At 70.0% G+C, this 15,716-nt stretch carries 13 protein-coding genes; 6 read left to right on the forward strand and 7 right to left on the reverse strand.

Translation table 11 applies throughout. The features are described from left to right. From A4R43_RS05880 to A4R43_RS05895, 4 genes are all read left to right on the forward strand, one after another. Positions 1 to 2,148 carry an acetate--CoA ligase family protein gene (locus tag A4R43_RS05880; RefSeq protein ID WP_113691372.1) on the forward strand — a complete coding sequence of 716 codons (2,148 nt, stop codon included), beginning with the start codon at positions 1 to 3 and terminating at the stop codon, positions 2,146 to 2,148. An 83-nt stretch (positions 2,149 to 2,231) separates the two neighbouring features. Further along, the gene (locus A4R43_RS05885; protein WP_113691373.1) at positions 2,232 to 3,740 is read left to right on the forward strand and encodes an Nramp family divalent metal transporter; all 1,509 of its coding nucleotides are present in this window, start codon (positions 2,232 to 2,234) and stop codon (positions 3,738 to 3,740) included. After that, entirely contained in the window at positions 3,740 to 4,297 is a 558-nt protein-coding gene (locus A4R43_RS05890) for a hypothetical protein (protein ID WP_113691374.1), read from the forward strand. The genes A4R43_RS05885 and A4R43_RS05890 overlap by 1 nt, the downstream gene beginning before the upstream one ends. A 27-nt stretch (positions 4,298 to 4,324) precedes the next feature. Beyond that, positions 4,325 to 5,281: a TerC family protein gene (locus tag A4R43_RS05895; protein WP_113691375.1), complete on the forward strand. Its 957-nt coding sequence runs from the start codon at positions 4,325 to 4,327 to the stop codon at positions 5,279 to 5,281. 5 nt (positions 5,282 to 5,286) lie between these two features. Here A4R43_RS05895 and A4R43_RS05900 read toward each other — a convergent pair whose 3' ends face one another. The 3 genes from A4R43_RS05900 to A4R43_RS05910 all read right to left on the reverse strand — a co-directional run bounded on the left by A4R43_RS05900 (position 5,287) and on the right by A4R43_RS05910 (position 7,882). Next, positions 5,287 to 5,478, reverse strand: a complete 192-nt coding sequence (locus A4R43_RS05900) for a hypothetical protein (protein ID WP_113691376.1) — start codon at positions 5,476 to 5,478, stop codon at positions 5,287 to 5,289. Positions 5,479 to 5,597: 119 nt separating this feature from the next. Beyond that, a complete protein-coding gene (locus tag A4R43_RS05905) occupies positions 5,598 to 6,350 on the reverse strand; it encodes a GntR family transcriptional regulator (RefSeq protein ID WP_236808795.1) in 753 nt (250 codons plus the stop codon). Positions 6,351 to 6,538: 188 nt separating this feature from the next. Beyond that, entirely contained in the window at positions 6,539 to 7,882 is a 1,344-nt protein-coding gene (locus A4R43_RS05910) for an MFS transporter (RefSeq protein WP_113691378.1), read from the reverse strand. Positions 7,883 to 7,994: 112 nt separating this feature from the next. Between A4R43_RS05910 and A4R43_RS05915 the strand changes: the two genes are divergently transcribed. Next, complete coding sequence (locus tag A4R43_RS05915; RefSeq protein WP_113691379.1) at positions 7,995 to 9,533, forward strand: aldehyde dehydrogenase family protein; 1,539 nt, start codon at positions 7,995 to 7,997, stop codon at positions 9,531 to 9,533. 200 nt (positions 9,534 to 9,733) lie between these two features. Beyond that, positions 9,734 to 10,603 carry a DUF4394 domain-containing protein gene (locus A4R43_RS05920; protein ID WP_113691380.1) on the forward strand — a complete coding sequence of 290 codons (870 nt, stop codon included), beginning with the start codon at positions 9,734 to 9,736 and terminating at the stop codon, positions 10,601 to 10,603. An 82-nt stretch (positions 10,604 to 10,685) separates the two neighbouring features. On the opposite strand, the gene A4R43_RS05925 is transcribed toward A4R43_RS05920, so the two are convergent. Genes A4R43_RS05925 through A4R43_RS05940 form a run of 4 tightly spaced genes read right to left on the reverse strand, consistent with a single transcriptional unit; the run spans position 10,686 to position 15,688 of the window. After that, positions 10,686 to 10,892, reverse strand: coding sequence for a formate dehydrogenase subunit delta (locus tag A4R43_RS05925; protein ID WP_113691381.1), 207 nt, complete (start codon positions 10,890 to 10,892; stop codon positions 10,686 to 10,688). A 4-nt stretch (positions 10,893 to 10,896) separates the two neighbouring features. Then, the gene (fdhF, locus tag A4R43_RS05930; RefSeq protein ID WP_113691382.1) at positions 10,897 to 13,677 is read right to left on the reverse strand and encodes a formate dehydrogenase subunit alpha; all 2,781 of its coding nucleotides are present in this window, start codon (positions 13,675 to 13,677) and stop codon (positions 10,897 to 10,899) included. Then, entirely contained in the window at positions 13,674 to 15,221 is a 1,548-nt protein-coding gene (locus A4R43_RS05935) for a formate dehydrogenase beta subunit (RefSeq protein WP_113691383.1), read from the reverse strand. The genes fdhF and A4R43_RS05935 overlap by 4 nt, the downstream gene beginning before the upstream one ends. Then, positions 15,218 to 15,688, reverse strand: a complete 471-nt coding sequence (locus tag A4R43_RS05940; RefSeq protein WP_113691384.1) for a formate dehydrogenase subunit gamma — start codon at positions 15,686 to 15,688, stop codon at positions 15,218 to 15,220. The genes A4R43_RS05935 and A4R43_RS05940 overlap by 4 nt, the downstream gene beginning before the upstream one ends. Positions 15,689 to 15,716: the final 28 nt, after the last annotated feature.

The raw sequence follows: 15,716 nt of genomic DNA on the forward strand, positions 1-15,716 counted from the left end.
TTGGGCAGCACCGATACCGCCGCGAGCAGGGAAGTCCGGGAAGTCCTCGACAAGGTGCGGGCCGAGGGGCGGGCGGCGCTGACCGCGCCCGAAGGCAGGCGGATCTGCGAGGCCTACGGCATCCCGACCCCCGGCGAAGGACTGGCCACCACCGAGGACGAAGCCGCGAAACTGGCCGCGGACCTCGGTTTCCCGGTGGCGCTGAAGATCGTCTCACCGGACATCCTGCACAAGACCGACGCCGGCGGTGTGCTCGTCGGGGTCAACAGCGCGGACGAGGTGCGGGAGGGTTACCGCAAGATCCTGGCCAACGCCAAGGCGTACAACGCTTCCGCGGAGATCGCCGGCATCCAGGTGCAGCAGATGCTCGGCGGTGGCCAGGAGGTGATCATCGGCGCGACCACCGACCCGACCTTCGGCAAGGTGGTCGCCTTCGGCCTCGGCGGCGTGCTGGTCGAGGTGCTCAAGGACATCACCTTCCGGCTGGCGCCGATCGACGCGGGCGAAGCGCGGTCCATGCTGGACGGTATCGAGGCGGCCGAGGTGCTGCGCGGGGTGCGTGGCGCGGACCCGGTGGACGCCGAGGCGCTGGCCGCGGTGATCGAGCGGGTTTCCCGGCTGGTCACCGACTTCCCGGAAATCGCCGAGGTGGACCTCAACCCGGTGTTCGCCACCAAGGACTCCGCCACCGCGGCCGACGTCCGGATCCTGGTGGAGACCGGCGAGGTCGCCGAGCCGGTGCGGCCGGAGCCCGAGGAGATCCTGCGGGTGATGACGAAGCTGATGAACCCGGCCGCGGTGGCGGTGATCGGCGCGTCGAACGAGCAGGGCAAGATCGGCAACTCGGTGATGCGCAACCTGATCGGCGGCGGGTACGCGGGGCAGATCTACCCGATCAACCCCAAGTCCGACGAGGTCGAGGGCCGCCAGGCGTTCAAGGCCATCGGGGACGTACCGGGCGAAATCGACGTCGCGGTGTTCGCCATCCCGGCGAAGTTCGTGCCCGGCGCGCTGGAGGAATGCGGTGCCAAGGGCGTCTCGGCGGCGGTGCTGATCCCGTCCGGGTTCGCCGAGACGGGCAACGTGGAACTGCAGGACCAGGTGGTCGAAGTGGCCCGGCGGCACGGGATCCGCCTGCTCGGGCCGAACATCTACGGCTACTACTACACGCCGAGCAACCTGTGCGCCACCTTCTGCACGCCGTACGACGTGCGCGGCGGGGTCGCGCTGACCTCGCAGAGCGGCGGGATCGGCATGGCCATCCTCGGCTTCAGCCGGACCACGAAGATGGGCGTGTCGGCCATCGTCGGGCTGGGCAACAAGTCCGATGTGGACGAGGACGACCTGCTCACCTTCTTCGAGCACGACGACAACACCACCTGCGTGGCGATGCACCTGGAGGACCTCAAGGACGGCAGGGCCTTCGTCGACGCGGCACGCCGGATCACCAAGAAGAAGCCGGTGGTGGTGCTCAAGGCGGGCCGGACCGCGCTCGGCGCGCGGGCGGCCAGCTCGCACACCGGCGCGCTGGCCGGTGACGACAAGGTCTACGACGACATCCTGCGGCAGGCCGGGGTGGTGCGCGCGCCCGGGTTGAACGAAATGCTCGAATACGCCCGCGGCCTGCCCCTGCTGCCCACCCCGCAGGGGGAGAACGTCGTGATCATCACCGGTGCGGGTGGTTCGGGCGTGCTGCTGTCGGACGCGTGTGTCGAGGCTGGACTGTCCCTGATGGACATTCCGCCCGATCTGGACGAATCCTTCCGCAAGTTCATCCCGCCGTTCGGCGCGGCGGGCAACCCGATCGACATCACCGGCGGCGAACCGCCGTCGACCTACGAGGCCACGGTCCGGCTCGGGCTGACCGACGAGCGCATCCACGCGCTGATCCTCGGTTACTGGCATACCATCGTCACCCCGCCGATGGTCTTCGCCGAGCTGATCGCCCGGGTCGTGCGGGAGGCCAGGGACCAGGGCATCGACAAGCCCGTGGTGGCCTCACTGGCGGGGGACACCGAGGTCGAGCAGGCCTGCGAGTACCTGTTCGACCACGGCGTCGTGGCGTATCCGTACACCACCGAGCGCCCGGTCCAGGTGCTCGGCGCGAAGTACCGGTGGGCGCGGTCGGCCGGGCTGCTGCGCCCCTGAGACCGGGCGTGCGGCCGGGAGGGGGTCTCCACGCGAGCGAGGTAAATGCGGTGTGACTACAACGCGGTGAAACGGAGAGGCCAATGGTGGATTCTTCGAAAGTGCCGATCTCGGGATCGGCGAGTGGTGAGGCCGCGGCCTCACCAGCCGGGGAACGGGTGTGGAAGGCTGGCGGCCTCGAGCCGATGCCGATCCGCCCGCTGCCCGAGGCCCCACCCTCCATCCACATCCTCGGGCCGACGGTGTTCCTGGTGGCGCTCGGCGTCGGCATGGGCGAGTCCTACATGTGGCCGAGGCTGGTGCTGGTGTTCGGGCCCGACATCCGGTGGCTGTTCCTGATCGGCGTGACGCTGCAGGCCATCGTGATGCTGGAAATGGCGCGGTACGCGATGGCGACCGGGGAGAGCATCTTCACCGGCGCCGCGCGCATCTTCAAGCCGCTGATGTGGTTCTTCTTCGCGGTGGCGATCCTCGTCTACATCTGGCCGGGGCACGTCTCGGCCGGGGCGGCGGCACTGGAGGAGATAACCGGCATACCGTGGGTGGTGGCCGCCTGCGTGGGCCTGGTGCTGGTCGGCGTCATCTTCAGCCTGGCCAAGGTGGTCTACAACCTGCTGGAGAACCTGCTCTCGATCATGATCGGGCTGCTGGTGCTCGGCACCGCGGTGGTGGCCTCCATGGTGGGCAACTGGAGCGACGTGACCAGCACGCTGTCCGGCATGTTCGCCTTCGGGTACTTCCCGCAGGAGGCGATGTCGTCGACCTGGTTCCCGATCGTGGTCGGTTCGATCGCCTTCGCCGGGCCGTCCGGCATGCAGCAGATGTGGTACACGCTGCACCTGCGCGACAGCGGCGCCGCGATGGGCAGCCACATCCCCAAGATCCGCGGCCTGCGGCACGCCGGCAACGAGGAGCAGATGCCCTCGCGCGGGTACATGTTCGACACCTCCGACCCGGAGGAGATGCGCAAGTGGAAGGGCTGGCGGCGCTGGGTCACCTTCGACGCGCTGCTGTTGTTCTGGGGCGTCACGATGCTGGTGACGATCTCGTTCACGGTGCTGGCCCGCGCGGCGGACCGCAACAGCCCCGACGTCAAGGCGCTGATCGAGGCCGGGGAGCGGGAAGCGGCGCTGAGCGCGATGTCGGACACCTTCTCCTCGGTCGGCGGGCCGGTGCTCGGCACGGTGTTCCTCGGCTTCATCGCGCTGATCGGGATGAACGCCACGCTGGGCCTGTTCGACTCGTTCTCCCGCGGTCAGGCGGACATGACCTACTTCTTCGTGCCCGGCGCGAAGAAGCTGAAGATGTCGCACCTGTACGCGGGCTTCCTGTGGGGCCTGATCCTGTTCGGCATCGGCATCCTGCTGTTCGGCCCGGCGGACGGCCCGAGCCAGATCCTGGACGTGCTGGCGTTCCTGTCGGCGTTCTCCATGGGTGCCTACTGCGTGGTGCTGCTGCTGGTGAACAACCGGCTGCTGCCGAAACCGATCCGGCCCAAGCTGTGGACGAACCTGGTGATCGGCTTCGGCGCGCTGTTCTACCTCGGCATGCTGTTCTACAGCCTGATCCGCTTCGGCGTGGTGCTGGACTGATGGGCGCGCCGGGTACCCAACGTTTCCGCCGTCTCGGTGAGCTGGCTTTCCCCGGGTTCGCCGTGGGCACCCTGGCCGGGGTGGTGGCGGGCGGGCTGACCGCGCTCGCCGGGCAGCCGGCCGGCTGGGCGATGGTCTCCGCGGTGGCGCTCGCGCTGCCACTGGGGCTCGTCGGCGGGCTGTACAGCCTGCTGATGACCGCGGGCAAGGTCCGGCCGGGCACCTTCGCCCCGGCCGCGCTGCTCTGGCTGGTCGGCTTCCCGCTGGCCAGGCTGTTCCAGGAGGCGGCCGCGCGCTACGCCATCCTCGGTGAGCCGGGAGTACCGGCCGACGTGCTCGGTTTCCTGGCCTTCCAGGCGATCGTGAGCGCCGGTTTCGCCATCGGTTTCCTGTGGATGCACGAGCGCATCGCACCGCAGTGGCTGGCGAAGGTGGCCACGCGCAATCCGGACGCCGCGCTGGCCTACGACCGGTACGCGGCGCATTCGCGGCTGCTGTACTCCGCCAAGCAGGCCCGGCGGGAGGCGAAGGCCAAGGCCCGCGCCAACCGCCGCTAGGCAAGTGGACCACGGAGAAAGGTGACCATGGACTTTCCCGCCTGGGTGTGGATGGTGACCGTGGCCGTGCTGGCCGCCGTCATCCTGCTCGACTTCTGGCTGGTGGCCCGCAATCCCCGCGATCCCTCGCTGCGCGAGTGCTCCGGGTGGGTCGCGCTCTACGTCAGCCTGGCCGCGGTGTTCGGCCTGGGCCTGGTGGTCTTCGCCGGGCCGCAGGCAGGCGGCGAGTTCTTCGCCGGCTGGCTCACCGAGTACTCGCTTTCGGTGGACAACCTGTTCGTTTTCGTGATCATCATGGGCACCTTCGCGGTGCCGAAACCCTACCGGCAGAAGGTGCTGCTGGTGGGCATCGTGCTGGCCCTGCTGATGCGCGCGGTGTTCATCGCCGTGGGCGCGCAGGCGCTGGAGAGCTTCGCCTGGCTGTTCTACGTCTTCGGCGCCTTCCTGGTGTTCACCGCGTGGAAACTGCTGCGGCACAACGGAGAAGAGGAGGACTTCAAGGAGAACGCGCTGCTGCGGCTGACCAAGCGGGTGCTGCCGACCGCCGAGCACTACGACGGCGCCCGGCTGGTGACCAAAGTGGACGGACGTCGGCTGGTCACCCCGATGTTGATCGTGATGGTCGCCATCGGCACCACCGACCTGCTGTTCGCGCTGGACTCCATCCCGGCCATCTTCGGCCTGACCAAGGAGCCCTACCTGGTCTTCACCGCGAACGCCTTCGCGCTGATGGGCCTGCGCCAGCTGTTCTTCCTGATCGGCGGGCTGCTGGACAAGCTGGTCTACCTCAGCTACGGGCTCGCCGTGGTGCTGGGCTTCATCGGGATCAAGCTGGTGCTGGAGGCACTGCACCACGACGGGGTGCCCTGGGCACCGGCCATCCCCATCGTGGTGTCGTTGTCGGTGATCGCCGGCACGCTGGCCGTGACCACGGTGGCGAGCCTGCTCAAGACGCGGTCGGACCCGGTCACCACCACCTCGTGAGCTGATCAGGAGACCGGAGCGTTCCGTTCGCCGCCCGCCGCCGCCTCACGGCGCAGGTAGTCTTCGACTTCGGTGCCGGGGTCGCGGCGGGCGGCCTCCATCGCGGTCGCCAGGCCGAGGCCCATCGCGCGGCCGTCGGCGTTGAAGCCGCGGGGCGCGCCGAGCACGTCCTTGATCAGTTCCTTCATCGTGCGCATAACTGTTTCACCTTCTTTCTGGAGGTACCCAGGTTCCTGTTCACCGGGGTGGCCGCCGTTGGCCGCCCCGGTGCCGGGGTCTTCGGGGTTTTCGGTGGGGATGGGTGGCGCGGGCGGGATTACCGCCGCGCGGACGCGGTGCCGGGGCGGCGGCGGGTGCGCACCAGTGCCGGCGGCTGCTCGGGCTGCGCGGCGGACTTGCGCTGGTCCAAATAGGACTTGCGGGTCCGCTCGGTGTGCTCGCGCATGATCCTGGCGGCCGCCTCGGCGTCACCGCGTTCGATGGCGTCGACCATCTTCGCGTGCTCCTGCCAGGACTTCTTGCCGCGCTGGCGGGCGATCGGCGTGTAGTACCAGCGCACCCGGCGGTCGACCTGGGTGGCGAAGTCGAGCAGTACGCGGTTCCCGGACAGCTCGGTCACGCAGCGGTGCAGTGCCGCGTTGGCCTCCACCATGCCTTCGATGTCGTCGGTGGCGACCGCGGCTTCGCCCTGGCGGCACAGCTCGCGCAGCCGGGCCACGCCCGCCGCGTCCGCGTGCAGCGCCGCCAGGCGGGCGGATTCGGTCTCCAGCAGCGCCCGGACCACCAGCAGCTCGTCGGCCTCGGCCTCGGTGGGCACGTGGACGAAGGCGCCGTAGCCGGGGCGCAGGTCCACCCAGCCCTCGGAGTTCAGCAGTTGCAGGGCTTCCCGCACCGGCTGCCGGGACACGCCCAGCATCTCCGCCAGCTCGCTTTCCACCAGGTGCTGGCCGGCGGCGAGGTGCCCGGAGATGATCAGCTCCTGCATCGACTGGTACACCCGCTCGCGCAGGGGTACCGGGCGGTCGATCCGGCGAGCCGCCATGCTTGTCGGCAACTCCGTCGGCTGCATGATGACTCCCCGGGCTTGGTCGTGGGTTTTGGTCGACTGCCTACAGCATACAATGCGAGTCTTTGTCCGGTTTGGTGAACGCAGTCACACATCGGGTGTTTTCAGTGTGACATGCCTTTCACCAGTGCGTGCGGTACGCGGCCACCTGGGGTGAAAACCCCAGTCTCCTTACCGCCGAACGTGTGTTTTCAAACTCCGGGCAATGGAGAACGGGTAGCCGGAATCGTGCTCAGCAAACCCGGTTGCCGGAGCCGCCGGCACAACGCGGCGGCGCCGAGCGCGAGCGCGCCCGCGATCAGGAAGATGGCAGGATAGCCCCAGCTGGCGGCCACCACGGCGGCCGCGCCGACCCCGGCCACCCCGCCGAGCGCCTTCGCGCTGTAGATGACGGCGTTGGTCTCCAGGTGCGAGCGCTCGCCGAAGTACGACCGCGCCAGGCTGGCGAACAGCGGGTAGAAGGCACCGCCGCCCGCGCCGGCCACGATCGAGGCGAGCAGCAGCAGTGCCACCGAACCCGAGGCCACCGCGCCCGCCAGCACGAGCTGCCCGGTGCCCAGCAGGGCGACCACCGCGCGGATCGTGCGGACGCGGCCCGCCCCGGCCGAGATCCGGATGGCCAGCGAGCGGCCGACCCCGTTCACGCCGACCATCAGGCAGGTACCGATCGCGGCGGCGGTGAGCCCGAGCCCGCGCTCGGCCGCCACCACGGCGAGAAAGGCCACGTCGAGCAGGGACACCGCGCTGGCAAGGAAAACGATCACGTACATCAGCGGCAGCGCGCCGGTGCGCAGCGCCTGGCGGGAGGAGTACTCGCGGGCGGCGCGGCGCGGGTTGCTGCGGCGGTCCAGCGCCCACTCGCGCGGGTCGAGGTGCGGCGGCCACCAGTCCGGCGGCGGATCGCGGAACAACAGTGCCGAAGCCGCGATGACCGCGCCGAGCACCACCGCGGTGGCGATCAGCACGGGGGAGAGGGCGCCGGTTCCGCTGCCGACGGCGAAGGCGATCACGAACGGCACGCAGCCGCAGGCGAACGCGCCGGTGGCCAGGCTGGTCGCGGCCGCGGCGCGTTCGGGGAACCACTTGGCGACGGTGGACGAACAGGTGGCGTACACCAGCCCGGCGCCCGTTCCGGAGAGCACGGAATAACCGAGCAACCCGGCCAGCCCGGAGTCGAAGGCGAGCGCGAGCGGGCCGAGCGGGACCAGCACCGCGCCGGTCAGCATGGCCGCGCGGGGCCCGATGCGGCCGCGCTCGCGCAGGTAGGCGGCGGGAAAACCGGCCCCGGCCTGGAAAACCGTCCACAACGCGAGCAGTCCGAAGGCCTGCGTCATGGTCCACCCGCGGTCGAGCAGGCCGGGCACCAGCAGGCCGAAGGCGTACTGCGGCACGCCGATCGCGGCCATCGCGGCCAGTGCCGGGCCGAGCACCCAGGCGCGGGACCGCCCGGTGAGCTGCTCGGCGGCCGGTCCCACCCGGTAGGTGCGGCCCAGGTAGCCGACTACTGCTTGCTGCGGTGCGCCAGACGGGCTCATCTTCGCCTCCGACCGTGACGAGCGTTGCCAACCTTCTCCATACTGCATACAGTCTACAGGTCCTGAGACGCAGAACACACCCTTTCCCGGCACCAACCGGCAAGGAGCACCCATGGGTAGTTTTTCGCTCAAACCCGGGACCGACTGGGCGACCGCGTACGGCCGGTGCTGCGCACTGGCCCCGGAAGCCTTCGCCCCCGAGCGGGTGGCGAACCGCTGGGGCGAGCGGTGGACGTGGGACGGCAGGCCAGGTGACGCCACGTCGCCGGTGGACGGCAGCGCCATCCACGGCCCGCCGCGCCTGAGCGCCGCCACCGCCGGCGAGGCGGTCGCCGCCGCGCTCGACGCCCACGTGCGCTGGCGCGAAGTGCCGCTGGCCGAGCGCAAGGCGCGGGTCACCGCGGCACTGGACTCGCTGACCGAGCACCGCGAACTGCTCGCGCTCCTGCTGGTCTGGGAGATCGGCAAGCCGTGGCGGCTGGCGACGGCCGACGTGGACCGCTGCATCGACGGTGTGCGCTGGTACGTCGAGCAGATCGAGCCGATGCTCGACGGCCGCACGCCGCTGGACGGGCCGGTCAGCAACATCGCCAGCTGGAACTACCCGATGAGCGTGCTGATGCACGCGATGCTGGTGCAGGCGCTGTCCGGCAACGCGGTGATCGCCAAAACACCGACCGACGGCGGGTTGTGCTGCCTGACCATGGCGGTGGCGCTGGCGGTGCGCGAGGGCCTGCCGCTGACCCTGCTCAGCGGCAGCGGCGCGGAACTGTCCGGCCCGCTGGTCGGCGGGGCCGCGCTCGGCTGTGTGTCCTTTGTGGGCGGACGCGACGCCGGTGGCCGGATCGCCGCCGCGCTGGCCGATCCCGGCAAGCGGCACGTGCTGGAGCAGGAGGGGCTCAACTGCTGGGGCGTGTGGGAGTACGGCGACTGGGACACCCTGGGCGGGCAGATCCGCAAGACCTTCGACTACGCCAAGCAGCGGTGCACCGCCTATCCGCGGTTCGTGGTCCAGCGCGAGCTGTTCGACCGGTTCCTGGCGGTCTACCTGCCCGCGGTGCGCTCGGTGCGCTTCGGGCACCCGCTGGCGGTCGAGTCGCCGGAGGACCCGTTGCCGGAACTGGACTTCGGGCCGCTGATCAACGCGGGCAAGGCGAAGGAGCTGGCCGACCAGGTGGAGGAAGCGGTGCGCACCGGTGGCGTGCCACTGCACCGCGGCGAGGTCGCCGAGGGGCGGTTCCTGCCGGGGCAGGACACCTCGGCCTACCTGGCTCCGGTGTCCATTTTGGACCCGCCGCGGTCGTCGCCGCTGTTCCACGCCGAGCCGTTCGGGCCGGTGGACACGATCGAGGTGGTGGACACCGAGGCGCAGCTGCTGGCGGCGATGAACGCCAGCAACGGCGCGCTGGTGGCCACGCTGTCGTGTGATGAGGAAAGCACGGCGCAACGGCTTTCGGCGCAGGTGCGGGCGTTCAAGGTGGGCATCAACCGGCCGCGTTCGCGTGGTGACCGGGAGGAGCTGTTCGGCGGGCTGGGCGCCTCGTGGCGGGGCGCGTTCGTCGGCGGTGAGCTGCTGGTGCGCTCGGTGACCCAGGGTCCGGCCGGTGAACGGCCACCGGGCAACTTCCCGCACTACACCCTGCACTCCTGACCGGGCGCGCTGGCCGATGTCGATGTGCTTCGCGGTGAGCCCCGGCGAGCGGCTCCCGCCGCCCGTCCCCGATTGCCCGAAGTGACAATTCGATCTTCCCCCGTGGGCCGCGGTTTTCACCGCCTTTCACGAAGACACCGCACGACCGGCTCGGGAAGGCTGTTCGCCAGGCAGGGTGCCGGTGAGCGAAGGGGAAAGCGATGGAGTCACGGAGCAAGCGCGGGATCGCGGCGGTGACCACACTGGTGGCCGCCGCGGCACTGGCGGCCGGGCTGTCGGGCGGGTCGGCGGCGGGCAGCACGTCGGCGGTGTCGCTGCGGGCGTACGGCATCACCAACGACGGCAAGACGATGGCCACGTTCACCACGGACAGACCCGAGGAGCTCAACTGGGTGCGCCGGATCAGCGGCCTGGTCACCGACACCGCGGCGATCGGCATCGACTTCCGGGTGCAGGACGGCAAGTTCTACGCGGTCGGCAACTACGGCGGCATCTACACGATCTCCCTGCCCACCGGGAACTCCGACGTGGTGGTGACGAAGGTGTCGCAGCTCAAGGTCGGCCTGCACGGCACCACCTTCGGCGTCGACTTCAACCCGGCCGCCGACCGGCTGCGGGTGGTCAGCGACACCGGGCAGAACCTGCGGCACAACCTCAACGACCACACCACCGTCGCCGACGGCATGCTCAGCACCGGGCCCAACGGCTCGGCCGTGGCCGGGGTGACCGCGGCGGCCTACACCAACAACGACCTCAACAGCGCCACCGCGACCACGCTGTTCGACCTCAACACGATCACCGCGCAGGTGGCCGTGCAGTCCCCGGCGAACAACGGTTTCGTGGTGCCGACCGGCTCGCTGGGCACCACCGCCGCCTCGAACGCCGGTGCCGACATCTACAGCGACCTCGTCGGCGGCAAGACCGCGTCGAACTGGGCGTTCGCCACGCTGATCACGCCGTCCGGCGACGCCACCCTGTTCACCTTCGACCCGCTGACCGGGACGGCGACCGCGCTCGGCGTGTTCCCGCTGCTGATCACGGACGTGGCCGTGGCACTCGACACGTACTGACCCCCTGGGAGGTGTCACGAATGTGGCTTTCGGGACGCGAAACGTCTCGAAAGCCACATTCGTGACATCGCCGGCCGCCCGATCAGCGCAGCTGCTGTACCGCGGCCACGACGACCGGGTCCACACTGGACGGGTCCGCGTCCACCCTGGCGAGCAGGTCGGCGCGCATCCGCGGCTCCCAGAACTGCCGGATGTGGTGGGCGATCGCGGCCGCCGCGCGGTCGGGGGACTGACCGCGGAACTGCAGCGCGATCTCGTTGGCCAGGCGCACCTGGGGGGAACCGGTCATCGCCTCACTCCGCCATCGCCGGGACCGCGCCCCGCAGGCTCACCTGCACCGCGGTCACCTTGTACTCCGGGCAGTTCGTGGCCCAGTCGGAGTTCTCCGTGGTCACCACGTTCGCCCCGGTCACCGGGTGGTGGAAGGTGGTGTAGACCACCCCGACCGGCATCCGGTCCGACAGCACCGCCCGCAGCTTCGTCTCGCCGACCCGGCTGGACAGCGCCACCTCGTCGCCGTCGGTGATGCCGCGGACCTCGGCGTCGTGCGGGTGGATCTCCAGCAGGTCCTCCGGGTGCCAGGCCACGTTCTTCGTGCGCCGCGTCTGCGCGCCCACGTTGTACTGGCTCAGGATCCGCCCGGTGGTCAGGATCAGCGGGAACTTGCGCGTGCTGCGCTCCTCCGTCGGCACGTACGTGGTCGGCACGAACCGGCCCTTCCCGCGCACGAACCCGTCCACGTGCATGATCGGCGTGCCTTCGGGCGCGGCGTCGTTGCACGGCCACTGCACGCTGCCGAGCTTGTCCAGCTTCTCGAACGACACCCCGGCGAAGGTCGGCGTCACCGCGGCGATCTCGTCCATGATCTCGCTGGTCGCCGCATACGACATCGGGTAGTCCATGGCCTGGGCGATCTCGCAGACGATCTCCCATTCGTGCTTGCCGGTCTTCGGCGCCATCACCGGCCGCACCCGGTTGATCCGGCGCTCGGCGTTGGTGAAGGTGCCGTCCTTCTCCAGGAACGAGGTGCCCGGCAGGAACACGTGCGCGAACTTCGCCGTCTCGTTGAGGAACAGGTCCTGCACCACCAGCAGGTCCAGCGCCTCGAGCGCGGCGGTGACGTGCTTGGTGTTCGGGTCGGACTGCGCGATGTCCTCACCTTGGACGTAGAGCGCGCGGAAGGTGCCGTCGATGGCGGCGTCGAACATGTTGGGGATGCGCAGGCCCGGCTCGGCCAGCAGTGGCCGGTCCCACAGCGTCTCGAACACCTCGCGCACCGCGTCGTCGGACACGTGCCGGTAACCGGAAAGCTCGTGCGGGAACGAGCCCATGTCACACGAGCCCTGCACGTTGTTCTGCCCGCGCAACGGGTTCACGCCGACGCCCTCGCGGCCGATGTTGCCGGTCGCCATGGCCAGGTTCGCCATGCCCATCACCATGGTCGAGCCCTGGCTGTGCTCGGTGACCCCGAGGCCGTAGTAGATCGCCGAGTTGCCGCCGGTGGCGTAGAGCCGCGCGGCGGCCCGCAGTTCGGCGGCGGGCACACCGGTGATCTCTTCGACCGCCTCCGGGCTGTTCTCCGGCCGCGCGATGAACTCGGCCCATTCCTCGAAGTCCTCACAGCGCTCGTCCACAAAGGACTGATCGACCAGCCCCTCGGTGACCACCACGTGCGCCATCGCGTTGACCACCGCGACGTTGGTGCCCGGCGCCAGCTGCAGGTGGTGGGCCGCCTCGATGTGCGGTGAGCGGACCAGGTCGATCCGGCGGGGGTCGACCACCACCAGCTTCGCGCCCTCACGCAGGCGGCGCTTCATCCGCGACGCGAACACCGGGTGCCCGTCGGTCGGGTTCGCGCCGATCACCACGATCACGTCGGAGGCCGCCACCGAGCGGAAGTCCTGCGTGCCCGCCGAGGTGCCGAAGGTCTGCTTGAGCCCGTATCCGGTGGGGGAGTGGCAGACACGCGCGCAGGTGTCCACGTTGTTGTTGCCGAACGCCGCGCGCACCATCTTCTGCACCACGTACACCTCTTCGTTGGTGCAGCGGGACGAGGTGATGCCGCCGATCGCGCCGACACCGTGGCGTGCCTGCACTTCGCGCAGCTTGTCCGCCACATACGTGATCGCGGTGTCCCATTCGACCTCGCGCCACTCGTCGGTGATCTTCTCGCGGATCATCGGCTTGAGCTTGCGGTCGGGGTGGGTGGCGTACCCGAAGGCGAAGCGGCCCTTGACGCACGAGTGGCCCTCGTTGGCGCCGCCGTCCTTGTGCGGCACCATGCGCACCAGCTCGTCGCCACGCAGCTCGGCCTTGAACGAGCAGCCCACCCCGCAGTAGGCGCAGGTGGTCAGCACGCTGCGGGTCGGCATGCCGAGTTCGACCACCGACTTCTCCTGCAGGGTGGCGGTCGGGCAGGCCTGCACGCAGGCCCCGCACGACACGCACTCGGAGTCCATAAAAAGCTCGCCCGCGCCCGCGGCGACCTTCGACTCGAACCCGCGGCCTTCGATGGTCAGCGCGAAGGTGCCCTGGACCTCACCACACGCCCGCACGCACCGCGAGCAGGCAATGCACTTGGACGGGCTGAAGTCGAAGTACGGGTTGCTGTGGTCGGTTTCGGCGTCGAGGTGGTTCTCGCCCTCGTAGCCGTAGCGGACCTGGCGCAGGCCGACCACCCCGGACATGTCCTGCAGCTCGCAGTCGCCGTTGGCCGAGCAGGTCAGGCAGTCCAGCGGGTGGTCGGAGATGTACAGCTCCATCACGCCCTGGCGCAGCTTTTCCACGCGCGGCGTCTGCGTGCGGACTTTCATGCCCTCGGCGACCGGGGTGGTGCACGAGGCCGGGGTGCCGCGGCGGCCGTCGATTTCCACCAGGCACAGCCGGCACGAGCCGAAGGCTTCGAGGCTGTCGGTGGCGCACAGCTTCGGGATGTCGATCCCGGTCATCGCCGCCGCGCGCATCACCGAGGTGCCTTCGGGCACCACCACCGGATGGCCGTCCACCTCCAGTGAAACCGTGGCCGGGCCGGGGACCGCCGGGGTGCCGAGGTCGTGTTCCTTGTACAGCGTCATGACTGGCTCTCCTGCCGCGCCGTGAAGTCGTCCGGGAAGTGGCGGAGGGCGCTGAGCACCGGGTTCGGCGTGAGCCCGCCCATCGCGCACAGCGATCCGTCGGTCATCAGGTCACAGAGATCGCCCAGCAGCGCCAGGTTCGCGTCGGGATCCTCACCGGCTCTGATCCGGTCGATGGTCTCCACCCCGCGCACCGAGCCGACCCGGCACGGCGTGCACTTGCCGCACGACTCCTCCGCGCAGAACTCCATCGCGAACCGGGCCATCGACGCCATGTCCACGGTGTCGTCGAAGACCACGATGCCGCCGTGGCCGAGCATCGCGTTCACCGCGGTGAACGCTTCGTAGTCGAGCGGGACGTCCAGCTGCGACGCCGGGAGGTAGGCGCCGAGCGGGCCGCCGACCTGCACCGCGCGCACCGGCCTGCCCGAGCGCGTGCCGCCGCCGTAGTCGTCGATCAGCTCGGCCAGCGACATGCCGAACGCGGTCTCGAACACCCCGCCGCGCGCGATGTTGCCCGCCAGCTGGAAAACCTGCGTGCCGCGGGAGCGTTCGCGGCCGAGCGCGGCGTAGGCCTCGGCGCCGTCGGCGAGGATCACCGGCACCGACGCCAGGGTGAGCACGTTGTTCACCACGGTCGGCTTGCCGAACAGGCCGGTGATCGCCGGGATCGGCGGTTTCGCCCGTACCATGCCGCGCTTGCCCTCCAGGCTTTCCAGCATGGAGGTCTCTTCACCGCAGATGTAGGCACCCGCGCCGACGCGCACGAACAGGTCGAACTTCGCACCGGAGCCGAGGATGTTCTCGCCGAGCCAGCCGCGGGCGTAGGCGATCTCGATGGCCTGGCGCAGGGTGGCCACCGCGTCCGGGTATTCGGAACGCAGGTAGACGTAGCCCTCGGTGGCGCCGGTCGCGTACGCGGCGATCGTCATGCCCTCGATCAGGCAGAACGGGTCGCCTTCGATGAGCATGCGGTCGGCGAAGGTGCCGCTGTCGCCCTCGTCGGCGTTGCAGCAGACGAACTTCTGCTCGGCCTGGGTGTCGAGCACGGTCTTCCACTTGATCCCGGCGGGGAATCCGGCACCACCGCGCCCGCGCAGGCCGGACTCGGTGACCGCGGCGACCACGTCGGCCGGGTCCTGTTCCAGCGCCCGCCGCAGCCCGGCGGTGCCGCCGTGGGCGAGGTAGTCGTCGGCGGACAGGGGATCGGTGACGCCGACACGCGCGAAGCACAGCCGGGTCTGGCCGCTCATCCACGGCAGGTCGTCGACGCGGCCGAGGTTCAGCTCGTGCTCGCCGCCGTCGAGAATCGCCGTGAGGACTTCGCCCGCGCGGCCGGGGGTGACCGGCCCGTAGCCGATCCGGCCCCGGTCGGTGACCACCTCGACCAGCGGTTCCAGCCACAGCATGCCGCGAGAACCGTTGCGCACCAAGCGAATCTCTTCGCCGAGCGCGGCGGCGTCTCGCTGGATCGCCTCCGCGACGGCGTCGGCGCCGACCGAAACGGCGGCGGAATCCCGGGGAACGTAGATCGTGGTGGTCATGCCTTGCCCGCCTCCGCTTCGGCGATGATGCTGTCCAGCGCGGCCTCGTCGAGCCTGCCGTGCAGCCGGCCGTCGACCTGGGCGGCCGGGCCGAGCGCGCAGTTGCCGAGGCAGAACACCTGTTCCAGGGTCACCGAGCCGTCGGCGGTGGTCTGGCCGATCTTGCTGCCCAGCACCTGTTCGGCGTGGGCGACCAGGCGTTCCGCGCCGACCGACTGGCAGGCCTCGGCGCGGCACAGCTTCACCACCGTGCGGCCGGCCGGTTCACCGCGGAAATCGGTGTAGAAGCTGACCACCCCGTGCACGTCGGCGCGGGACAGGTTCAGCTCCTCGGCCACCAGTGGCAGCAGGGCCTGGTCGATGTAGCCGAACTCGGCCTGCAGCCCGTGCAGTACCGGCAGCAGCGCGCCCCGGTCCCCGCGGTGTGCGTCGACCACGGCGCGTGCGCGGTCGGCCATGTCGCTCATCTTCGCGCTCCCCTCACTGCCGGTGCAT

Origin of the sequence: Amycolatopsis albispora (assembly GCF_003312875.1) — a bacterium.
Lineage (GTDB): Bacteria > Actinomycetota > Actinomycetes > Mycobacteriales > Pseudonocardiaceae > Amycolatopsis > Amycolatopsis albispora.